The sequence below is a fragment of the Streptomyces litchfieldiae genome (assembly GCF_031845365.1).
Lineage (GTDB): Bacteria > Actinomycetota > Actinomycetes > Streptomycetales > Streptomycetaceae > Streptomyces > Streptomyces litchfieldiae.
In genome coordinates this window covers 171,974-188,062 of the sequence record NZ_JAVREL010000003.1, presented here as the reverse complement: position 1 = coordinate 188,062, position 16,089 = coordinate 171,974, and the positions used below count along the sequence as shown (strand labels likewise).

Genomic DNA, 16,089 nt, shown 5'->3' with positions numbered 1-16,089 from the left:
ATCGATGCACACTCCCTCCTCGCTCGCCCGCCCGTCAACCCGGAGTGCGTGTCTTTCTGTGTGAAGCTGCGCGAGACAGTTGGAATGAGCCGCCCTACCGGGCGCCGAGGGTGACCTCGAAGACGCTGTCCGCGCCGGGCTGCTGGCCGACCTGGTCGGCGTTGCTGTTGCCCAGCCACAGCGCGCCGCCGCCGGGGACGGTGGAGATCGCGCGCAGCCGGCCGAACTCGCCGGTGTAGTACGCCTCCGGCCTCCCGGGCCGGTCGCCGTCGAGCGGTATGCGCCACAGGCGCTGGCCGCGCAGGGAGCTCATGTAGAGCGTGTCGTCGGTGTAGGTCAGGCCGGCGGGGACGGCCTCGGGCGGGGCCCAGGTCAGCAGCGGGTCGGTCATGCCGGGCTCGGCGCAGGGGCCCTCGCACACCGGCCAGCCGTAGTTGCGGCCCTTGCGGATGATGTTGAGTTCGTCGAACGTGTCCTGGCCGTTCTCGGCCGACCACAGCCGGCCGTCCTCGTCCCAGGCCAGCCCGTGGGCAACGCGGTGGCCGTAGCTGTAGACGAGCGAGCCGAACGGGTTCGTCGGGGCGGGGCGGCCGTCCGGGGTGAGCCGCAGGATCTTGCCGGCCAGCGAGCCGAGGTCCTGGGAGAGCTCCGGCTGGAGGGCGTCGCCGGTGGAGACGTACAGGTAGCCGTCCGGGCCGAACGCCAACTGGCCGCCGTTGTGGAAGGTGGCCTTCGGGATGCCGGTGACGATCGGCTCGTAGCCGCCGAGCGCGGTGCCGTCGTAGGTGAGGCGGGCCACGCGGTTGTCGTTCTCGGCGGTGTGGAAGACGAAGAGGGTCCGGTCGTGGGCGAAGTGGGGCGAGAGCGCCAGGCCGAGCAGTCCGCCGTCGCCGCCGCTGACGACGCCCGGCACCGTGCCGATCACGGTCCGCTCGCCGCCGGGGCCGAGCCGGACGATCTGGTGGGTGTCGCGCTCGGTGACCAGCGCCGAGCCGTCCGGCAGCCAGGCGATGGCCCAGGGCACGGACCAGCCGGCCGACAGTTCCTCGATGGCCACGGGAGCCGAGTGCGTGCGCCCCTCCTCGACCGCGGTGGCGGGACCGGCCGCCAGCAGCCCCGCCGCGAGCGCGCCCAGCGCGGCGGCCACGACCGCCGGTCTGACGCGCCGCCGGTGTTCGGTCACGTAACGCATGCGATCTTCTCCTGTCCGATCGTGTTCGATCACGTGCTGAACGAAATGACGCTCGATCAGATCACCTGGCGCCTGGGCCGTCAACGAGGCCGTGATGCCCGAACAACGGATGCCCGCGTCGGGCATCACGGCCCGAGGTCGCCTACCGCGCGGCGGCTCCCGCATAGCTGATGTTCGGCCGCGGGGGCCGGGCCATGCCGTTGCCGAGGAAGTAGTCGACGTGGTGGGACTGCATATAGCCGTGGAACGTCATGGCGTTCCGGTAGGCCGGGTTGTGGGCGAGGGTGTACAGACGGGTGTTCGTCGGGATGTCCGTCGTCATGACGATCAGCTCGTTGAAGGCCGCGTTGGTGTACACCACCTCCTCACGCCAGTCGCCGAGGATGTCGCCGTAGAAGGTGGGCCCGCCCTGGGCGGCGGTGACCGCGCCGTAGTTCCACGTGCTCTCCAGCCGGGGCAGGCTGTTGCTGGGCCGCGGGTTCGCCGGGTCCCACTGCTCGATCTTGCCGCTGTTGAGGAGTTCCATCGTCAGGTCGCCGTCCCAGTGCAGACCCAGCTGCGGCCACGGGGCGAGCGATGTGTCCGGTTCCGTGAGCCGGTTGGTGGGCGCGTTGTACAGGCCCGAGAACGACCACACTTCCATGCCGGGGAAGCGCGGGTCGATGTCGCCGGCCATGCCCCGGCCGACGTCGCCGCCTCCGCCGCGATGCTGCCAGATCAGGCCGCCGGTCGCGGCGTCGTAGTAGTACTCCAGCAGGCCGGAGGGGTTGTTCTGCTGGACGCCGTAGCCCTCCAGCCCTGGGCGGCCGGGGTCCATGTCGGCGATGTGGAAGCGGTCGCCGTGGACGATGCCGCGGGGGCCCATCGAGTACTTCAGGGTGCCGTCGCCGTTGAGCACGAACCCGATCTCGACGAATTCGTCCGTCCCGTCCCCGTTCACGTCGATGGCGCGGGTGTTGTGCCCGTCGGGGGCGTCCTGGCCGCCGCGCAGCCACTTCCACTGCTGGGTCAGGTTCTGGCCGCTCCACCGCCAGGCGGTCACCATGAGGTTGAACGCCCCGTTGTCCTGGCGGTTCTTCATGTAGGCGACCAGGCTCGGCGTGGTGCCGTCCAGATACGCTACGCCCAGCCGCGCGGCCATCGGGCCGTCGGCGATGTAGTCGGTCGGCACCGCCGCCCAGTTGCGCAGCGCGCCGGTCCGGCCGTCCAGGATGGCCATGAACTGCCGGTTGTCGTCGGAGTGGGTCCAGGTCGTGCCGTCGCCGAAGCGGACGCCGTCGGCGATCCGCACGGCGACCTCGGCGCGGCCGTCGCTGTTGAAGTCGTAGACGGTGACGCCGTCGTTGTGGCCCACGTCGATCGTGGCGGAGCCCGGCTCGATGTTGTCCTGGTTCGTGCTGTTCGGCCCCATGTTGACCTCCCAGAGGAAGTCGCCGTCGCCGGAGTACGCCTCGATCCGCTGGGGCGACTCCTGCCGGTCCACCACGTAGTCGAACTCGCCGTCGCCGGTCAGGTCGCCGACCCAGACGAACTTGACCGCGCCGCCGGAGCGCAGCGGTACGCGGACGGCGGGCTCCTGGGCGTGGTTGGCGGTCAGCGTGAACGCGTCGCTGGGCGCCTGCTCCGCGCCGTTGATCACCGGCGCCACCCGGTAGCGGTTCTCCCGCGTCAGGTCGGCCGTGGAGTCGACGAAGTTGGTCCCGCCCGTCAGGACCGAACCGTTGATCTTGGTGAACGCGCCACCGGCGGTGGACCGGTACACGTTGAATCCGATGCCCTCCGGGTCCAGGCCCAGCAGCCGCCAGGAGACCAGGACCTGGGTGCTGCTGGAGCGCACGGCCACGACGCCGCGGCCGAGGTTCTCCATCGGGCGCGCGGCCAGCGCCGCCGTGGTGCCGGATCCGGCTAACGACGACGTGGCAGCGGGGTCGCCGGGCGAGGCGTGGCTCGCGGGGCCGGCGACGAGCGCCGCGCCCGCGACCAGGACCGCCGCAGCGGTGACGGCCGGCCAACGGGCCGCGCGCCACTGGTGTTTGTGTTTCATGAGGACCTCCTTGGCTTCTCTGTGGACGTGCAAGGGGCTCAGGAACGGTGGGGCGTCGGCGTCACCAGGCGACGGTGTCGTGCGAGCCGTCCGGCCACCGCACCGTCGCGGCGCCGGGCGCCAGTTCGGCCCGGGGCGCGGGCGGCAGGGCGTCGCCGGTGGTGGCGCCGAGGAAGACGGCCACGGCGTGCGGCGTGCCGGGCGCCTCGTAGACGGGGGTGGCGCTGTGCGGGCCGAACGCGTTGGCGCCGTGCGCCCGTTGGACGCGCAGCGTGGGGGTGCCGGCCGGTGACCGGAGCACGACGAGGCCGCTGGTGAGGCCGTCGGGGCGGGTGACGAGGACGTGGCCGGGGCCGGTGCGGCAGTGCGGCGGCTCGGCGGCGGCGAGCGCGTGGCCGCCGACGCCGACGGTGTGGCCGGCCTCGGCCGCCGCCACCAGCCGCACCTCCCAGGGGCCGTGGCACACCGAGGCGGTGACGAGGGAGGGCCCCACCGGCCAGCTCTCCCGGTCGAGTTGGCCCGGCACCGGCCAGTGCGGCTCGTGCCGGGAGACGGCGGCGCGGCCGTCGAACGCGACGCGCCGCAGCGGGCTGCGGTGGGAGAGCGAGCCGTCGGCGCCGATGAGGGCGACCCGGTTGTCGGGGCCCTGGCCGCCGCGGGCGTCGCCGTCGCGGGCGTGCGCCTCGGGATCGCCTCGCAGGTTCAGGGCCGGGCCGAGGTCGGGGGCGGTGTGGGTGGAGTAGGCGAGGCGGGCGTAGAAGGGGTCGTCGCGGGCGGGGCGGTCGGCGGGGGTGTGATCGGCGCCGTGGTTGACGACGCGGACGACGCCGTCGGCGGTCGTGCCGGACACCAGCCAGCCGGGGGCGGCGAGGCCGCGGATGAAGTCGGCCCGTTCCACCGGCAGTTGTTCCTCCGGTGCCGTCCACACGGGGTGGCCGGGCGGCAGGAGCAGGCCGGTGAAGGCCAGGCTCGCCCAGTACGGCGAGGCGGGCCCGGAGTACACCTGCCGGATGAGTTCGAAGCGGTCGTGCCAGCCCAGGGACAGCAGCCCGTTCTCGCGGGTCGCGCCGCGGTCGAGGAAGTACCGCAGGATGCCGCTGCCGGCGCGGCGGGTGAGGCCGGGCGGCAGCGGCGTCGCGTCGAACAGCGCGCCGGTGAAGAACGGGGCGGCGACCGCGAACCGGTAGGTGAGGGACCGGCCCTGGAAGAGCGGCGCGCCGTTGGCCGCGACCAGGTGGGCCGCGTCGGGGAGGAACGCGCGCAGGCGGGCGCGGTAGCGCTCGGCGAGGCCGGGCTCGGCGGCGGCGCCGGAGATCCGGCAGTACCAGAGCGGGAAGAGGTGCATCGCCCAGGCGTTGTAGTGGTCGAAGTTCGTCAACTGGCCAGGCACGCGGGCGCCGTCGGCATACCACCCGTCCCCGGCGTACCAGCTCTCGGTCGACTCGATCGCGTCGGCGATGTCGGCGGCCGAGTACGGGGCGCCGACGGAGCGGAGGAACGCGGCGACGACCGCCTTGAACCACACCCAGTTGTTCCGCGGCACCTCGGTGCCGGCCAGCCCGCCGAGCCAGTCGGCGGCGCGCTGCCGCACCGCGTCGGGCAGTTGGTCCCACACCTGCCGCCGTGTCTCGTGCAGGCCGATGGCGACGGAGGCGGCCTCGACCTTGGGCTGCGGGGTGGTGGCGGGCGAGGGCCAGTGGTGCGGGGAGCGCGGGTCGGTGCCGGTGGCCAGCCCGGCCGCGTAGGGGGCGAGCACGCGCTCGGCGTGGCATTCCTCCGCGTGGGCGGCGCGGAAGGCGGCGAGGAGGAACGTGCGGGCGTACCCCTCCAGTCCGTCGCTGTGCCGCCCGGATCCGCTGGCGGGCCCGGGCAGTTGGAGCAGGGAGTCGCCGGCTCCGGCGTGCGGGCGGACGGCGGCGAGGAGTTCGTCGGCGGTCCGCTCCCAGTCGGCGCGGGCGAGGCCGGTGAACGGCGAGAGCCCGGCGGCGCGTTCGATGTCCGTGTCCGTCACCGCAGTCCGCCCTCGGCGAGGCCGGCGCGCCAGCGGCGCTGGAGGGGGATGAAGAGCAGCAGGAGGGGGATGGTCGTCACGGCGGAGCCGACGACGACGAGGCGGGTGTACTCCGGGTTCTGGCTGACGGCCGAGTTCCAGGTGAACAGGCCCTGGGCGACGCTGAACAGGTCGTTGTCGGTGATCATCACCATCGGCAGGAAGAAGTTGTTCCAGATGGCGATGAACTGGATGAGGAAGATCGTCACGGCGCCGGGCGCCATCATCTTGAGGCCCACGGCGAAGAACGTCCGCACCTCCCCCGCGCCGTCGATCCGCGCGGCCTCCAGCAGTTCGCCGGGGATGGCGCCGGCGGAGTAGGCGCGGGCGAGGTAGACGCCGAAGGGGTTGACGGCGACGGGTATGAGGACCGACCACATGGTGTCGGTCATCTGGAGGTTCGCCATCATCAGGTAGAGCGGGATGACGATGGCGGTGTGCGGGACGAGCACGCCGGCGATCACCAGGGCGTACCACTTCTCCTTGCCGCGGAAGGCGAACTTGTCGAAGGCGTAGCCGGCCGCGACGGACAGCAGCGTGGCGATCAGCGCGCCGCCGAGGGCGTAGACGGCGGTGTTGAGCATCCAGCGCCCGAAGCGGCCGCTGTCCTCGGTGAACAGGTCCTGGAGGTTGTCCCAGACGTGGAAGCCGGCGGACGGCGAGAAGCCGTTGCCGCTGTAGAGCTCGGGGAGGGTCTTGGTGACGGCGAAGAGCAGCCAGGTCAGCGGGAGCAGCGTGTAGACGCCGGCGATGGCGCACAGGGTCGTCGCCGCGGTGCGACTCAGCCACCACGGCGTGGACTTCCCGGACCGGGCGGCGCGGCCGGGGGACCGCCCGCCGCGGGAGTCCTCGGGCCGGGCGGGCGGCCGTTCGGTGTCCAGGAGGTGTGTCATCGCAGGGCCCTTCCGCTGGCGAACCTGGTGACGGCGTAGGAGAGCACACCGGCCAGCACGGCGATCAGGACGGAGACGGTGGCCGCGTAGTGGTAGTCGTTGCTGTTGAACGCGGAGGCGTAGGCGAGCATGTTGGGCGTCCAGGCGGTGTCGATGGGGCTCTCGCCCGAGGTGCGCAGGATCATCGGCTCGGTGTAGAGCTGTAGCGAGCCGATGATCGTGAAGAGGGTGGCCACCATGACGGTGGGCCGGACCTGGGGCAGCTTGACGCTGAAGGCGATGCGGAGTTCGCCCGCGCCGTCGATCCGGGCCGCGTCGATGGTCGTGCGGGGAACGGCCTGGAGACCGACGAAGATCAGGATGACGTTGAAGCCGAGGGCGCCCCAGATGGCGACATTGACCAGTGAGAAGAGGACGCCGCCGGCGCTGCCGAGGAAGTCGACGTGCCAGCCCAGCGAGTCGAGGCCGTCGATGATCGGGCTGAGCCCCGGGGTGTAGAGGTAGAGCCAGATGATGGCGGCGATCAGGCCGGGCACGATGTGCGGCAGGAACAGCAGGGTGTGGAAGAAGCGCCGGGCGTGCACGAGCGCGGTGTCGAGCAGCAGCGCGAGCACGGCGGCGAGCGCGATGAGGACCGGCACGTAGACGCCGCCGTAGAGCAGGACGCGGCCGACTCCGGTCAGGAACTCCTCGTCCGTCAGCGCGCGGGTGTAGTTGTCGAACCCGGCGAAGACGCGCCGCGGGCCGTCCCAGCCGATGCCGCTGAACCGCTCGCGGAAGAAGCTGAGGACGACGGCGTAGCACAGCGGCACGAGATAGGTGAGGCCGAACAGGAGGAGAAAGGGGCCGAGGAGCAGCAGGACGCCGCTGTGGCGCTGCCTGCGCTTCGCCCGCCCGGGGGAGGTGAGCGTTGCCATGTGGGATTCCTGTGGGGTCGTGCGGCGCGGGGCCGGTGGGCGGGGGAGGGTCAGTCGCCGACGTCGAAGCCGCGGATCCGCAACTGCTCGATCGTCGTGTCCTGCCATCGGTGGAGGGCGTTCTCCAGGCCCTGCGGCTGCCCGACCGCGGAGGTCATCTCGTCCATGAGGCTGGTGAATCCCTGGGCCATGTCCGGACCCCACTCCCAGTCCGGGGGAACGCTCTCGGAGGCGGCGAGCGCCGCCTCGGGCAGCTCCATGCCCTGGACGTAGGGGTTGGCCTCCTCCAGCGCGGTCCGCCACGCGTCGTAGAGCTGGATGTCGGCGGGCATGGCGCTGCTGACGGGGGCGGCCGCGGCGACGGCCTCCGGCGAGGTGGCCACCCAGCGGGCGAACTCCAGGGCCTCGTCGGGGTGGTCGGCGCCCTCGGGGACCGCGTACGTGGAGCCGCCGTAGTTGCCGGCGACGGGGGTGCCGTCCCAGGTGGGCATCTGGGCGACGCCCCAGGTGCCTTGCAGGTCGGGAACGAAGCGCGAGAGGTTGCCCATCATCCACGGGGCCGCGACGAGGGCGAGGGAACGGCCCTGCTGGAGGTCGGCGATGTGCTTCTCCGCGAAGACGGGTTCGGCGTTGACGAGGCCGTCGCGGATCATCCCGTCCCAGTAGCGCGCCACCTCCAGGCTCGCGTCGTCGGTGCTGTTCACCTCCCAGGCGCCGCCGGAGGTGTCGAACCAGTCGGCCCCGGCCTGCCAGGCCAGGCCCGCGATCAGCCCGGCGTCGGTGTTGCCGAGGGTGGCGATCACGGTGTCCGGGTCCGCGGCGTTGATCCGCTCGGCGGCGTCGCGGAACTCGACCCAGGTGGCGGGGGGTTCGATGCCGTGCTCGGCGAAGAGGTCGGCGCGGTAGAGGAGCACCTGGGGGGCCATGTTGATGGGCAGGGCGTGCACCTCGCCGCCGAGCGCCACCTGGTTCCAGGCCCACTCCGGGTAGTGGCCGCGAAGGTCCTCGACGCCCCGGGAGGTCAGGGGCTGGATGACGTTGTGCGCCACGAACGCCGGCACCTGCGGGTACTCGACGTTCACGAGGTCGGGGGCCTTACCCGCGCGGACCGCGTTGTACATCTTGGAGTAACCGCCCGCCGTTCCGGCGGGGATCTGTTCGAAGGCGACCTGGATGTCGTCGTGGGTGGCGTTGAACCGGTCGACGAGCTCCTGCGATCCCGAGGTCCAGGACCAGAAGGTAACGGTCGTCACCTCGTCGTCCGCCGCCGATCCCGGCATGCCGCACGCGGCGAGCAGCGCGGCCGCCGCCACGGTGGCGAGCAGACCACGGATGGTTCGGCTTCGTGGAAGAAACACGACGATGGGCTCCTTGTCTGGCGTGGCTACTGCACCTTGGCTCAGACATGCGCGCGGGTCAATACAAGTGCACGTTTTTATTCACAGATTGCCGGTGACAACTACGATGCTCCAGAACGAATCATGAGGGGACACTGGGATGGCCGACTTGCTCGTCGCGCAACGGCAGGAGCTGCTGCTCCGGGAGTTGCGTGCCGCCGGTGTGGTGCGCGTGGCCCAACTGGCCGTTCGTTTCGGCGTCTCATCGGGCACGATCCGGCGCGATCTGGGCGATCTCGCCGCCGAAGGCCACCTGGTCCGGGTGCGCGGCGGAGCCGTCCCGGCCGAACCGCCGGCACCCGCCGCGGCCCCCGGCCCCCCGTCGACGCCGGCGGGCGAGCGGACGCTGGGCCTGTTGGTGCCGTCGGCGACCTACTACTACCCCGGTGTGATCGCGGGGGTCCGGGCGGTCGCGGCGCGACGCGGGGCCCGGGTGGTCATAGCGATCTCCGACCCCGCCCAGCCGCGCGACACCCAGCAGATCGAGGAGCTGCGCGCGGCCGGGGCGAACGGCCTGCTCATCGCCGCCACGGGCGGCAGCCGCGTCGCCACCCCGGTCCTGGCAGGGGTGCGGTCCACCGGGCTGCCGTTCGTGCTGCTGGAGAGACGGCCCGAAGACCCCTATGAGCCCTGCGAGTTCGTCGCCTCCGACCACCGGCAGGGCGCGTTCGGCGCGGTGCGCCACCTGCACCGCCTGGGGCACCGGAAGGTGGCGCTCTACTGTCATGGCAGCCCCACCGCCGAGCTGATCCGGGAGGGCCACGCGGAGGCGGTCACCCGGCTCGGCCTGGACCCCGGCGCCCCGGTGCGCTGCGGCAGACGGCACCCGCCGGCGACGCCGCGCCAGCACGACGAGTTCATCGAACGGTGCCTGGCCGGCGGGACCACCGCCGCCGTCGTCCACTCCGACGGGGACGCCATCACGCTGCTCCAGCGGCTGCGGGCCCGGGGACTGCGCACGCCGGAGGACCTGGCGCTGATCGCCTACGACGACGAGCTGGCCGCGCTCGCCCAGGTGCCGCTCACCGCGGTGGCCCCGGCCAAGCGCCTCATCGGCGAGTCCGCCGCCGAACTGCTCGTCGACCGCCTCGACGGCGGGCGGCAGCCGGTGCGCGGCATGCTGATGCAGCCGCGGCTGGTCATCCGGCGGTCGTGCGGGGCCCCACCGCGGTGACCGCTACGCGGTGATCTCCAACTGGGCCAGGTCGACGCGGTGTTCGGGCGGCGCGCCGGACCGGATCCGGCGCAGCTCCTCCACCATCAGGACCCCGAGCCGGCGCAGTTCGTTGCCCAGCGAGCCCGCCACGTGCGGGGTGAGGAAGACGTTCGGCAGCCGGTACAGCGGGGAGCCGGCCGACAGCGGCTCCGGCTCGGTGACGTCCAGCACCGCGCGGATGCGGCCGGAGACCAGCTCGCGGGTGAGCGCCTCGGTGTCCACCAGGCTGCCGCGCGCGGTGTTGATCAGCGCGGCGCCGTCCGGCAGCAGCGCCAGGCGCGCCGCGTCGATCAGATGGTGGGTCTCGGCCGTGGCCGGGGCGTGCACGGACACGATGGCGCTGGAGGCCAGCAGCGCGTCGAAGTCCGACAGGCGCACCCCCAGGGCGGCGGCGCCGGCCTCGTCCACATAGGGGTCGTGGAGGACGACGTCGAAGTCGAAGGGGCGCAGCAGCTCGATCACGCGCCGGCCGATCCGGGAGGCGCCGATGATGCCCACGCGCCGCCCGACGTTGCCGATGTCGGCGCGGACCAGGTTCGGCGGAAACGCCTCCGTCGCACGGTAGTGGTCCCGGGCCGTGAGCACGTCCTTCCCCATGAGCAGGATCATGGCGAGCGTGTACTCCGCCACGGGAAGGGCGTTGGCCGCCGCGGCCGAGGTGACGACGATGTCGTGCCGCCAGCCCTCACCGGGGATCAGCCCCTTCACGGTGCCGCCGGTGTGGAGGACCGCCCGCAGCCGGGGCAGCCGCTCCAGCGCAGGTGCGGTGATCGGCGGGCACCCCCACCCGGTGACGAGGAACTCGGCCCCGGCGAGCGCGTCGCGTATCCCGGGGTCCTCGAAGTCCCGGACGACCAGGGCGGGATCGATGTCGGCGAGCTCCCGCAGCCGGGCGAGCACGTCCGGCGGGAACAGCAGCGGAAGGTTGTGCGGGTCGAGCGCGAACAAGGCTCGGGGGCGGTCGGGCATCTGCACCCTTCGCTTGACAGGGGGCCGTCGTATGGCGAGCACCCACTTCCAATGAGTCGATAGAAGTACCGACCTCATTCATAAGATGCAAAAACAGCTTACTATGCTCGATGACTGCTCAGGAAAGGTGCACGGATGAGTGACATCTTGGTCGCGCAACGTCAGGCGCTGCTGCTCCAGGAGCTCCGTGCCTCGGGCGCCGTGCGGATCTCCGACCTCGCCGCGCGCTTCGGGGTCTCCGGCGGCACGATCAGGCGTGACCTGGCCGAACTCGCCGCCGCCGGACGCGTGAAGAAGGTGCGCGGCGGCGCGGTCCTGGCCGAGCCCGAGACCGGCGCCGAGGCGGCCGCGGCCCCGGCCCCCGGGCCCACTCCCACGCCCGCACCGCCGGCGCCCGGCCGCACACTCGGGCTGCTCGTGCCCTCCGCCACCTACTACTACCCGCAGGTGGTGGCCGGAGTGCGGGCCGTCGCCGCCGAGCGCGGGGCCCGCATCGTCATCGGACTGACCGACTACGCCCAGCCCCGCGACCTCCAGCAGATCGACGAGTTGCGCGCCTCGGGCGTCTCGGGACTGCTCGTCGCCTCGACCGGCGGCCACTGTCCGCCGCCCGAGACGCTCGCCCAACTGCGCGACGGCGACATCCCGTTCGTGCTGCTGGAGCGCCAGCCCGAGAACTCTTACGAGCCCTGCGAGTTCGTCGTCTCGGACCACCGGCAGGGCGCCTACGGGGCGGTGCGCCACCTCCGGGACCTCGGCCACACGCGCGTCGCCCTCTACACCAACGGCAGCCCGACGGCGCCCCTGATCCGCGAGGGATACGCCGCGGCGGTGACGCGTCTGGGCCTCGACCCGTCGGCCCCGGTGCGGGACGGCGGCCGGCCCACGCTCGGCTCGGCGGAAGCGGCCCGCCAGTACGACGCGTTCATCGACGCCTGCCTGGAGAGCGAGACCCGCGCGGCGCTCATCCACTCCGACCACGACGCCATCGAGCTGATGCAGCGCATGCGCGGGCGCGGGCTGCGCACGCCCGAGGACATGGCGCTCATCGCCTATGACGACGAGATCGCCGCGCTGGCCGAGGTGCCGCTCACCGCGGTGGCCCCGGCCAAGTACGAGATCGGCGCGCAGGCCGCGCTCCTCATGCTCGCCCGCCTCGACTCCGCCGAGTCCATGGCCACCCGTCAACTCGTCATGCAGCCCCGGCTGATCATCCGCGAGTCCTGCGGCTCGCCGGCCCCCGCGGCGGATTAGGACCTGTCCGGGCCGGCCGCGTTCGCCGGTAGCACCAAAGGTGTGTCACGGGACGAGGCCGGACAGGGCCCCGCCCAGCACGGGGGCGATCGCCTCGGCGTACGCCTCGTTCACATGGCTCTCGTCGCGGTACACGGCGGTGTCCCCCACAATCACCGGGCAGGTGCCCTCCGGCGAGCACAGCCAGGGCGCCGGGTCGATCACCGCGACACCCGCCCGGCGCGCGGCCTCGCGCGTCAGCTCCCGGCGCTCGGCGTCCCGGAACGCCCCGGACAACTGGCCCGCGCAGTGGTCGAGTTCCAGCGGATACGCCGCGGCGCACTCCACGCCGTCCCACTTCGGCCAGGGGTTGTCGAGCATGACCGCGACCTCACCGCCGGTGTCGACGAGGCGCCCGAGGGTGTCCTGGTACCCCCGCGCCCACTGCCGGGCGGGGTCGGCCGCCGGGTGTGCCGGTTCGGCCGCGTCCGAGGACGAGACGATGACCAACGAGGGGCGCAGGGCGTCGATCGCGGCGAGCGCGTTCTCCCGCCAGGCGTCGCATTCCGCGTAGGGCTCGCCGTCCTTGACCGTGGTCACGGCGGGCACCTTGCAGGACGCCTTGGTCAGCGACACCAGCTTCCAGCCGTGCTCCCGCGCGAGCCGGTCCAGTGCCGGGAACCACTGGGCCGCGTGGGAGTCGCCGAAGAGCACCACGACCGTCTCCGACGTGGGGTCGCCGTAGACGCACGAGTCCGGCACCCGCGTGGTCTCGCGACCCACATGGCAGCCGTCGCGGTAGATGGCGGACCGCCCGTCCTTGATCTCCGTCAGGGGCGGCGTGAGGTTGCTCGGCAGCAACGCGCCGGATCCCGCCAGGAGTACGGCGAGCCTTGCCGACGGGTCCGGCGCGGTCGCGAGCGCCGCGCGCAGCCCGGGGGCCATCCCGCCGGTCGGGATCGGCGGCGCGAGGACCGCCGCGGTCAGCGCCAACGCGGTGCCGCCCGCCGACAGGCCGAGCCCCAGGCCCAGGGCCCGGCCTGGCCGGCCGGTGAACGCCGCGTGGAACCGCACCGGGTTCTCCACCAGAAGCAGCGTCAGCCAGGCCAGCAGCAGGGCCGACGCGCTGAGCGCCAGCGCCAGCGGCACCGAGGCGGGCCGGTCCAGCGCGTTCGGGCCCAGGACCAGCAGCGGCCAGTGCCACAGATACCAGCCGTACGACAGCCCGCCCAGCCAGGTGAACGGGCGTGCGCCGAGCAGCCGCCGGGCGCCGAACCGGGCGGGCGCGCAGCCGCCGGCCAGCACGAGGACCGTGCCCAGCACCGGCAGCAGCGCGTGATAACCGGGGAAGGGCGTGTCCTGGTCGAACCACAGCGCCGCGAGCGCGACGGCCGCGAGGCCGGTCCACGTCATCGCCGCGGACACCGCGGCGGGCAGCCGCGTCAGCCGGCCGGCGAACAGCGCGAGAAGCGAGCCGGCGCCCAGCTCCCAGGCGCGGGTGTGCGAGCCGAAGTACGCCCAGGACGCCGAGTTGACGGTCACCCAGGCGCTAAGCGCGAACGACACCAGGCACAGCGCGCCCAGCGGCAGCGTCCGGGCGGCGCTCCCCCGCCGGGACCGCCGGGCCGCCCGCCCGCCGAGCAGCAACAGCAGCGGCCACAGCAGATAGAACTGCTCCTCGACGGCGAGCGACCAGAAGTGCTGGAACGGCGACGGCGGGGCGCCCTCGGAGAGGTAGTCGGTCTCGGCGCCGGCCAGCCGCAGGTTGACCGCCTGGAGCAGGCTGGCCAGCGCGTCGCCCGCGTACTCCTCGAAACGGACCGGGGACAGGAACAGCCGGGCGCCGCCCAGCGTCACCAGGGCCACGAGCGTCGCCGCGGGCAGCAGGCGCAGCGCGCGGCGGGCGTAGAACCGGCGGATCGATATGCCGCCCGTGGCGGCGAGTTCGCGCGCCAGTAGCGAGGTGATGAGGAAGCCGGAGATCACGAAGAAGACGTCGACGCCGACGTAGCCGCCGTCCAGTCGGCGCACGCCCGCGTGCGAGAGCACCACCAGCAGCACCGCCACGGCGCGCAGCCCCTGGATGTCGGCCCGCCACGCGTGGTGGTCCGCCGGGGCCTCCCGGCGCGGCGCGGCGGCGCCCCGTGTCGCGGCGGGCGCCAGGGTGCTCACCACGGCCCGGCCCCGGTCCCCTTGACAGCCATCGCGCTTCCCCCGCCGTTCCGTCGGTCCACCGCGCCGATCGCGGCGGGCGTTCACGACGGAGACGGCAGGGGCGTGCGAGAGCTATGTCACCCCCGGGTGTGGCGTGGGTCACTCCGACTGGTCGAGGACGGGCGCCTCCTAGGGCCTGTGTCGAGTTCCCGGTCGGATCAGCCCGCGGCGTCAGACGCGGTGCCCCCCCAGGCCCTTGGGGGCCTGGGAGGTACCCCCAGCAAGGCACCGGATCGCAGCTCATACCCGGCCGTATTCGCGCGATTCGGCTGGGGGCACCTCCCAGACGGAGTCTGGGGGAGCGGCGAGGTGCCGTGACTGGCGTCGCGGGCCCGGGCGGGAACTCGATACAGGCCCTAGCTGATCAGGGGGTCGTGGCCGAGGTCCTCCTCGGAGATCTTGTCGATGACGTGCCCCTCGGCGCCGGCCAGTTCGACCCGCACGCCTGCGGCCGTCTCCAGCGCCCGCTCAATCAGCCCGCCCTCGTCCGTCCTCTCGAAGACGGCGTAGTACACGCCCCACCCCTGCTCGTCGGGCACCCTCAGCAGCGTCGCCGCCCGGGTCACCTCGTCGTGGGTGACCGTGACGTACGCGGGCGGCACCCCGGCCTCGGTCCGCCAGGTCCCGCTGATGACGAAGACCTCCGACAGGACGGTCATGAAGCCGCTGAGGTCGTCGCCGGGGTCGTCGCCCTCGACCTCGGGCTCCTGGTCGTCGGCCAGCAGCCGGGTGGCGGTGGCGAAGTCCTCGTCGGCGACCAGGACATAGCCCTGCCCGCCGTGGACACCCGGCCGGTCCGGCGGGCGCAGGGCGATCGACCACCCCGTGCCGATGTCCACCGCCTCGTACGGCTCCACCACGCGCGCGGCGGTGGTCGGAGGGGTGGTCCCCGGGGCCCCCGCCATGTCCGGACCGACCGGGCCCGTGTCCGCCCTGGGGAACGCGGTCACGGCCCAGGGCAGGAGCAGGACGGCGAAGAACGATGCCGCCACGGCGAGATGGCGGCGGCGCCGTATCCGGCGCCCCTCGCGCACCACCGCGAGAACGGGCGGCGGGCCCGGCACGAGGGCGTCCGCCTCCCGCCGCAGCCGCTCGCCGAGCCGGGCGGCCGTCGCGTCGTGTTCGTCGTTCATCGCATCTCACCTGTTCCGGACGGATCGGGCAGGAAGTCTCGCAGGGCACCGTCCGCGCGCAGCCGCGCCAGCGCGCGGGCGGCGTGGCTGCGCACCGTGCCGACCCCGATGCCGAGCAGGTCCGCCACCTCCGTCTCGGTGCGGTCCTCGACATAGCGCAGCACGATCACGGCCCGCTGCCGGGTGGGGAGGCGGCCGAGCGCGTCGAGCAGCGCGCCACGCGTCACAAGCTCGTCGCTGCGGTCGGCGGCCGGGCGCTCGGGCAGCGAACTGGTCGGCGACTCGCGGAACTTGAGCCGGCGCAGCCGGTCCACGTTGGCGTTGATCATGATGCGCCAGACGTACGCGGCCGGGTCGTCGGCCCGTCGCACGCGCGACCACTTGCTGAACGCCCGCGCCAGGGCGGCCTGCGCCAGGTCCTCGGCGTCGTCGCGGTTCCCGGTGAGCAGGTACGCGGTGCGCAGCAGCGCGGGCCAGCGCGACTCCATGAATGCCTGGAAGTCGTCCTCCACGCCGCTCCTGTCTCCGGGGAATCGGTGCCCTCACCTCTCCTGACGGGTCGCGCGGCGGAATCTATGTCCTCCTGGGCCGACTTTTTCACCGGGCGGCCGAACAGGCCGCCGGCCCGCCCCCGGGGTGAGGACGGGCCGCCAGGAGTAGGTTCCGGACCTACAGGTCATTACTGCGCAATGCACTGGATAGCTCGAAAAAAACCATCACAAGGGGCATCACTTGGTTCGCCTACCAGTGGGACCTGGTACAACTCCTTGACGGAATCTGACGGGATACCTGATTGCCGCGCGGAATCCCGCCTGCGAGGGTCGATCGGGG

At 72.8% G+C, this 16,089-nt stretch carries 12 protein-coding genes; 2 read left to right on the top strand and 10 right to left on the bottom strand.

Annotated features, from left to right (window positions below; all coding sequences use genetic code 11):
• Positions 1–94: 94 nt before the first annotated feature.
• The 6 genes from RM590_RS07410 to RM590_RS07385 form a co-directional block, all read right to left on the bottom strand.
• Positions 95–1,192, bottom strand: a complete 1,098-nt coding sequence (locus tag RM590_RS07410) for a PQQ-dependent sugar dehydrogenase (protein ID WP_311703585.1) — start codon at positions 1,190–1,192, stop codon at positions 95–97.
• 142 nt (positions 1,193–1,334) lie between these two features.
• A complete protein-coding gene (locus RM590_RS07405) occupies positions 1,335–3,236 on the bottom strand; it encodes a rhamnogalacturonan lyase family protein (protein WP_311703584.1) in 1,902 nt (633 codons plus the stop codon).
• A 61-nt stretch (positions 3,237–3,297) separates the two neighbouring features.
• Positions 3,298–5,247, bottom strand: a complete 1,950-nt coding sequence (locus RM590_RS07400) for a DUF2264 domain-containing protein (protein WP_311703583.1) — start codon at positions 5,245–5,247, stop codon at positions 3,298–3,300.
• On the bottom strand, positions 5,244–6,179 hold the full coding sequence (locus RM590_RS07395; RefSeq protein ID WP_311703582.1) for a carbohydrate ABC transporter permease: 936 nt from the start codon (positions 6,177–6,179) through the stop codon (positions 5,244–5,246). The genes RM590_RS07400 and RM590_RS07395 overlap by 4 nt, the downstream gene beginning before the upstream one ends.
• Entirely contained in the window at positions 6,176–7,096 is a 921-nt protein-coding gene (locus tag RM590_RS07390; RefSeq protein ID WP_311703581.1) for a carbohydrate ABC transporter permease, read from the bottom strand. Before RM590_RS07390 ends, RM590_RS07395 begins: the two co-directional genes overlap by 4 nt.
• Before the next feature lie 50 nt (positions 7,097–7,146).
• Complete coding sequence (locus RM590_RS07385; protein WP_311703580.1) at positions 7,147–8,454, bottom strand: ABC transporter substrate-binding protein; 1,308 nt, start codon at positions 8,452–8,454, stop codon at positions 7,147–7,149.
• Between the two features lie 139 nt (positions 8,455–8,593).
• Between RM590_RS07385 and RM590_RS07380 the strand changes: the two genes are divergently transcribed.
• Positions 8,594–9,667 (top strand): substrate-binding domain-containing protein, encoded by a 1,074-nt coding sequence (locus RM590_RS07380; RefSeq protein ID WP_311703579.1) that lies wholly within the window; start codon positions 8,594–8,596, stop codon positions 9,665–9,667.
• A gap of 3 nt (positions 9,668–9,670) precedes the next feature.
• On the opposite strand, the gene RM590_RS07375 is transcribed toward RM590_RS07380, so the two are convergent.
• Complete coding sequence (locus RM590_RS07375) at positions 9,671–10,678, bottom strand: hydroxyacid dehydrogenase (protein ID WP_311703578.1); 1,008 nt, start codon at positions 10,676–10,678, stop codon at positions 9,671–9,673.
• A gap of 135 nt (positions 10,679–10,813) precedes the next feature.
• Here RM590_RS07375 and RM590_RS07370 point away from each other — a divergent pair, with 135 nt between their 5' ends.
• Positions 10,814–11,932: a substrate-binding domain-containing protein gene (locus tag RM590_RS07370; protein WP_311703577.1), complete on the top strand. Its 1,119-nt coding sequence runs from the start codon at positions 10,814–10,816 to the stop codon at positions 11,930–11,932.
• A 45-nt stretch (positions 11,933–11,977) separates the two neighbouring features.
• Here RM590_RS07370 and RM590_RS07365 read toward each other — a convergent pair whose 3' ends face one another.
• From RM590_RS07365 to RM590_RS07355, 3 genes are all read right to left on the bottom strand, one after another.
• The gene (locus tag RM590_RS07365) at positions 11,978–14,086 is read right to left on the bottom strand and encodes an acyltransferase family protein (protein WP_311703576.1); all 2,109 of its coding nucleotides are present in this window, start codon (positions 14,084–14,086) and stop codon (positions 11,978–11,980) included.
• 395 nt (positions 14,087–14,481) lie between these two features.
• Positions 14,482–15,258, bottom strand: a complete 777-nt coding sequence (locus RM590_RS07360; RefSeq protein ID WP_311703575.1) for a hypothetical protein — start codon at positions 15,256–15,258, stop codon at positions 14,482–14,484.
• The gene (locus RM590_RS07355; RefSeq protein WP_311703574.1) at positions 15,255–15,770 is read right to left on the bottom strand and encodes a SigE family RNA polymerase sigma factor; all 516 of its coding nucleotides are present in this window, start codon (positions 15,768–15,770) and stop codon (positions 15,255–15,257) included. Before RM590_RS07355 ends, RM590_RS07360 begins: the two co-directional genes overlap by 4 nt.
• Between the last annotated feature and the right edge of the window lie 319 nt (positions 15,771–16,089).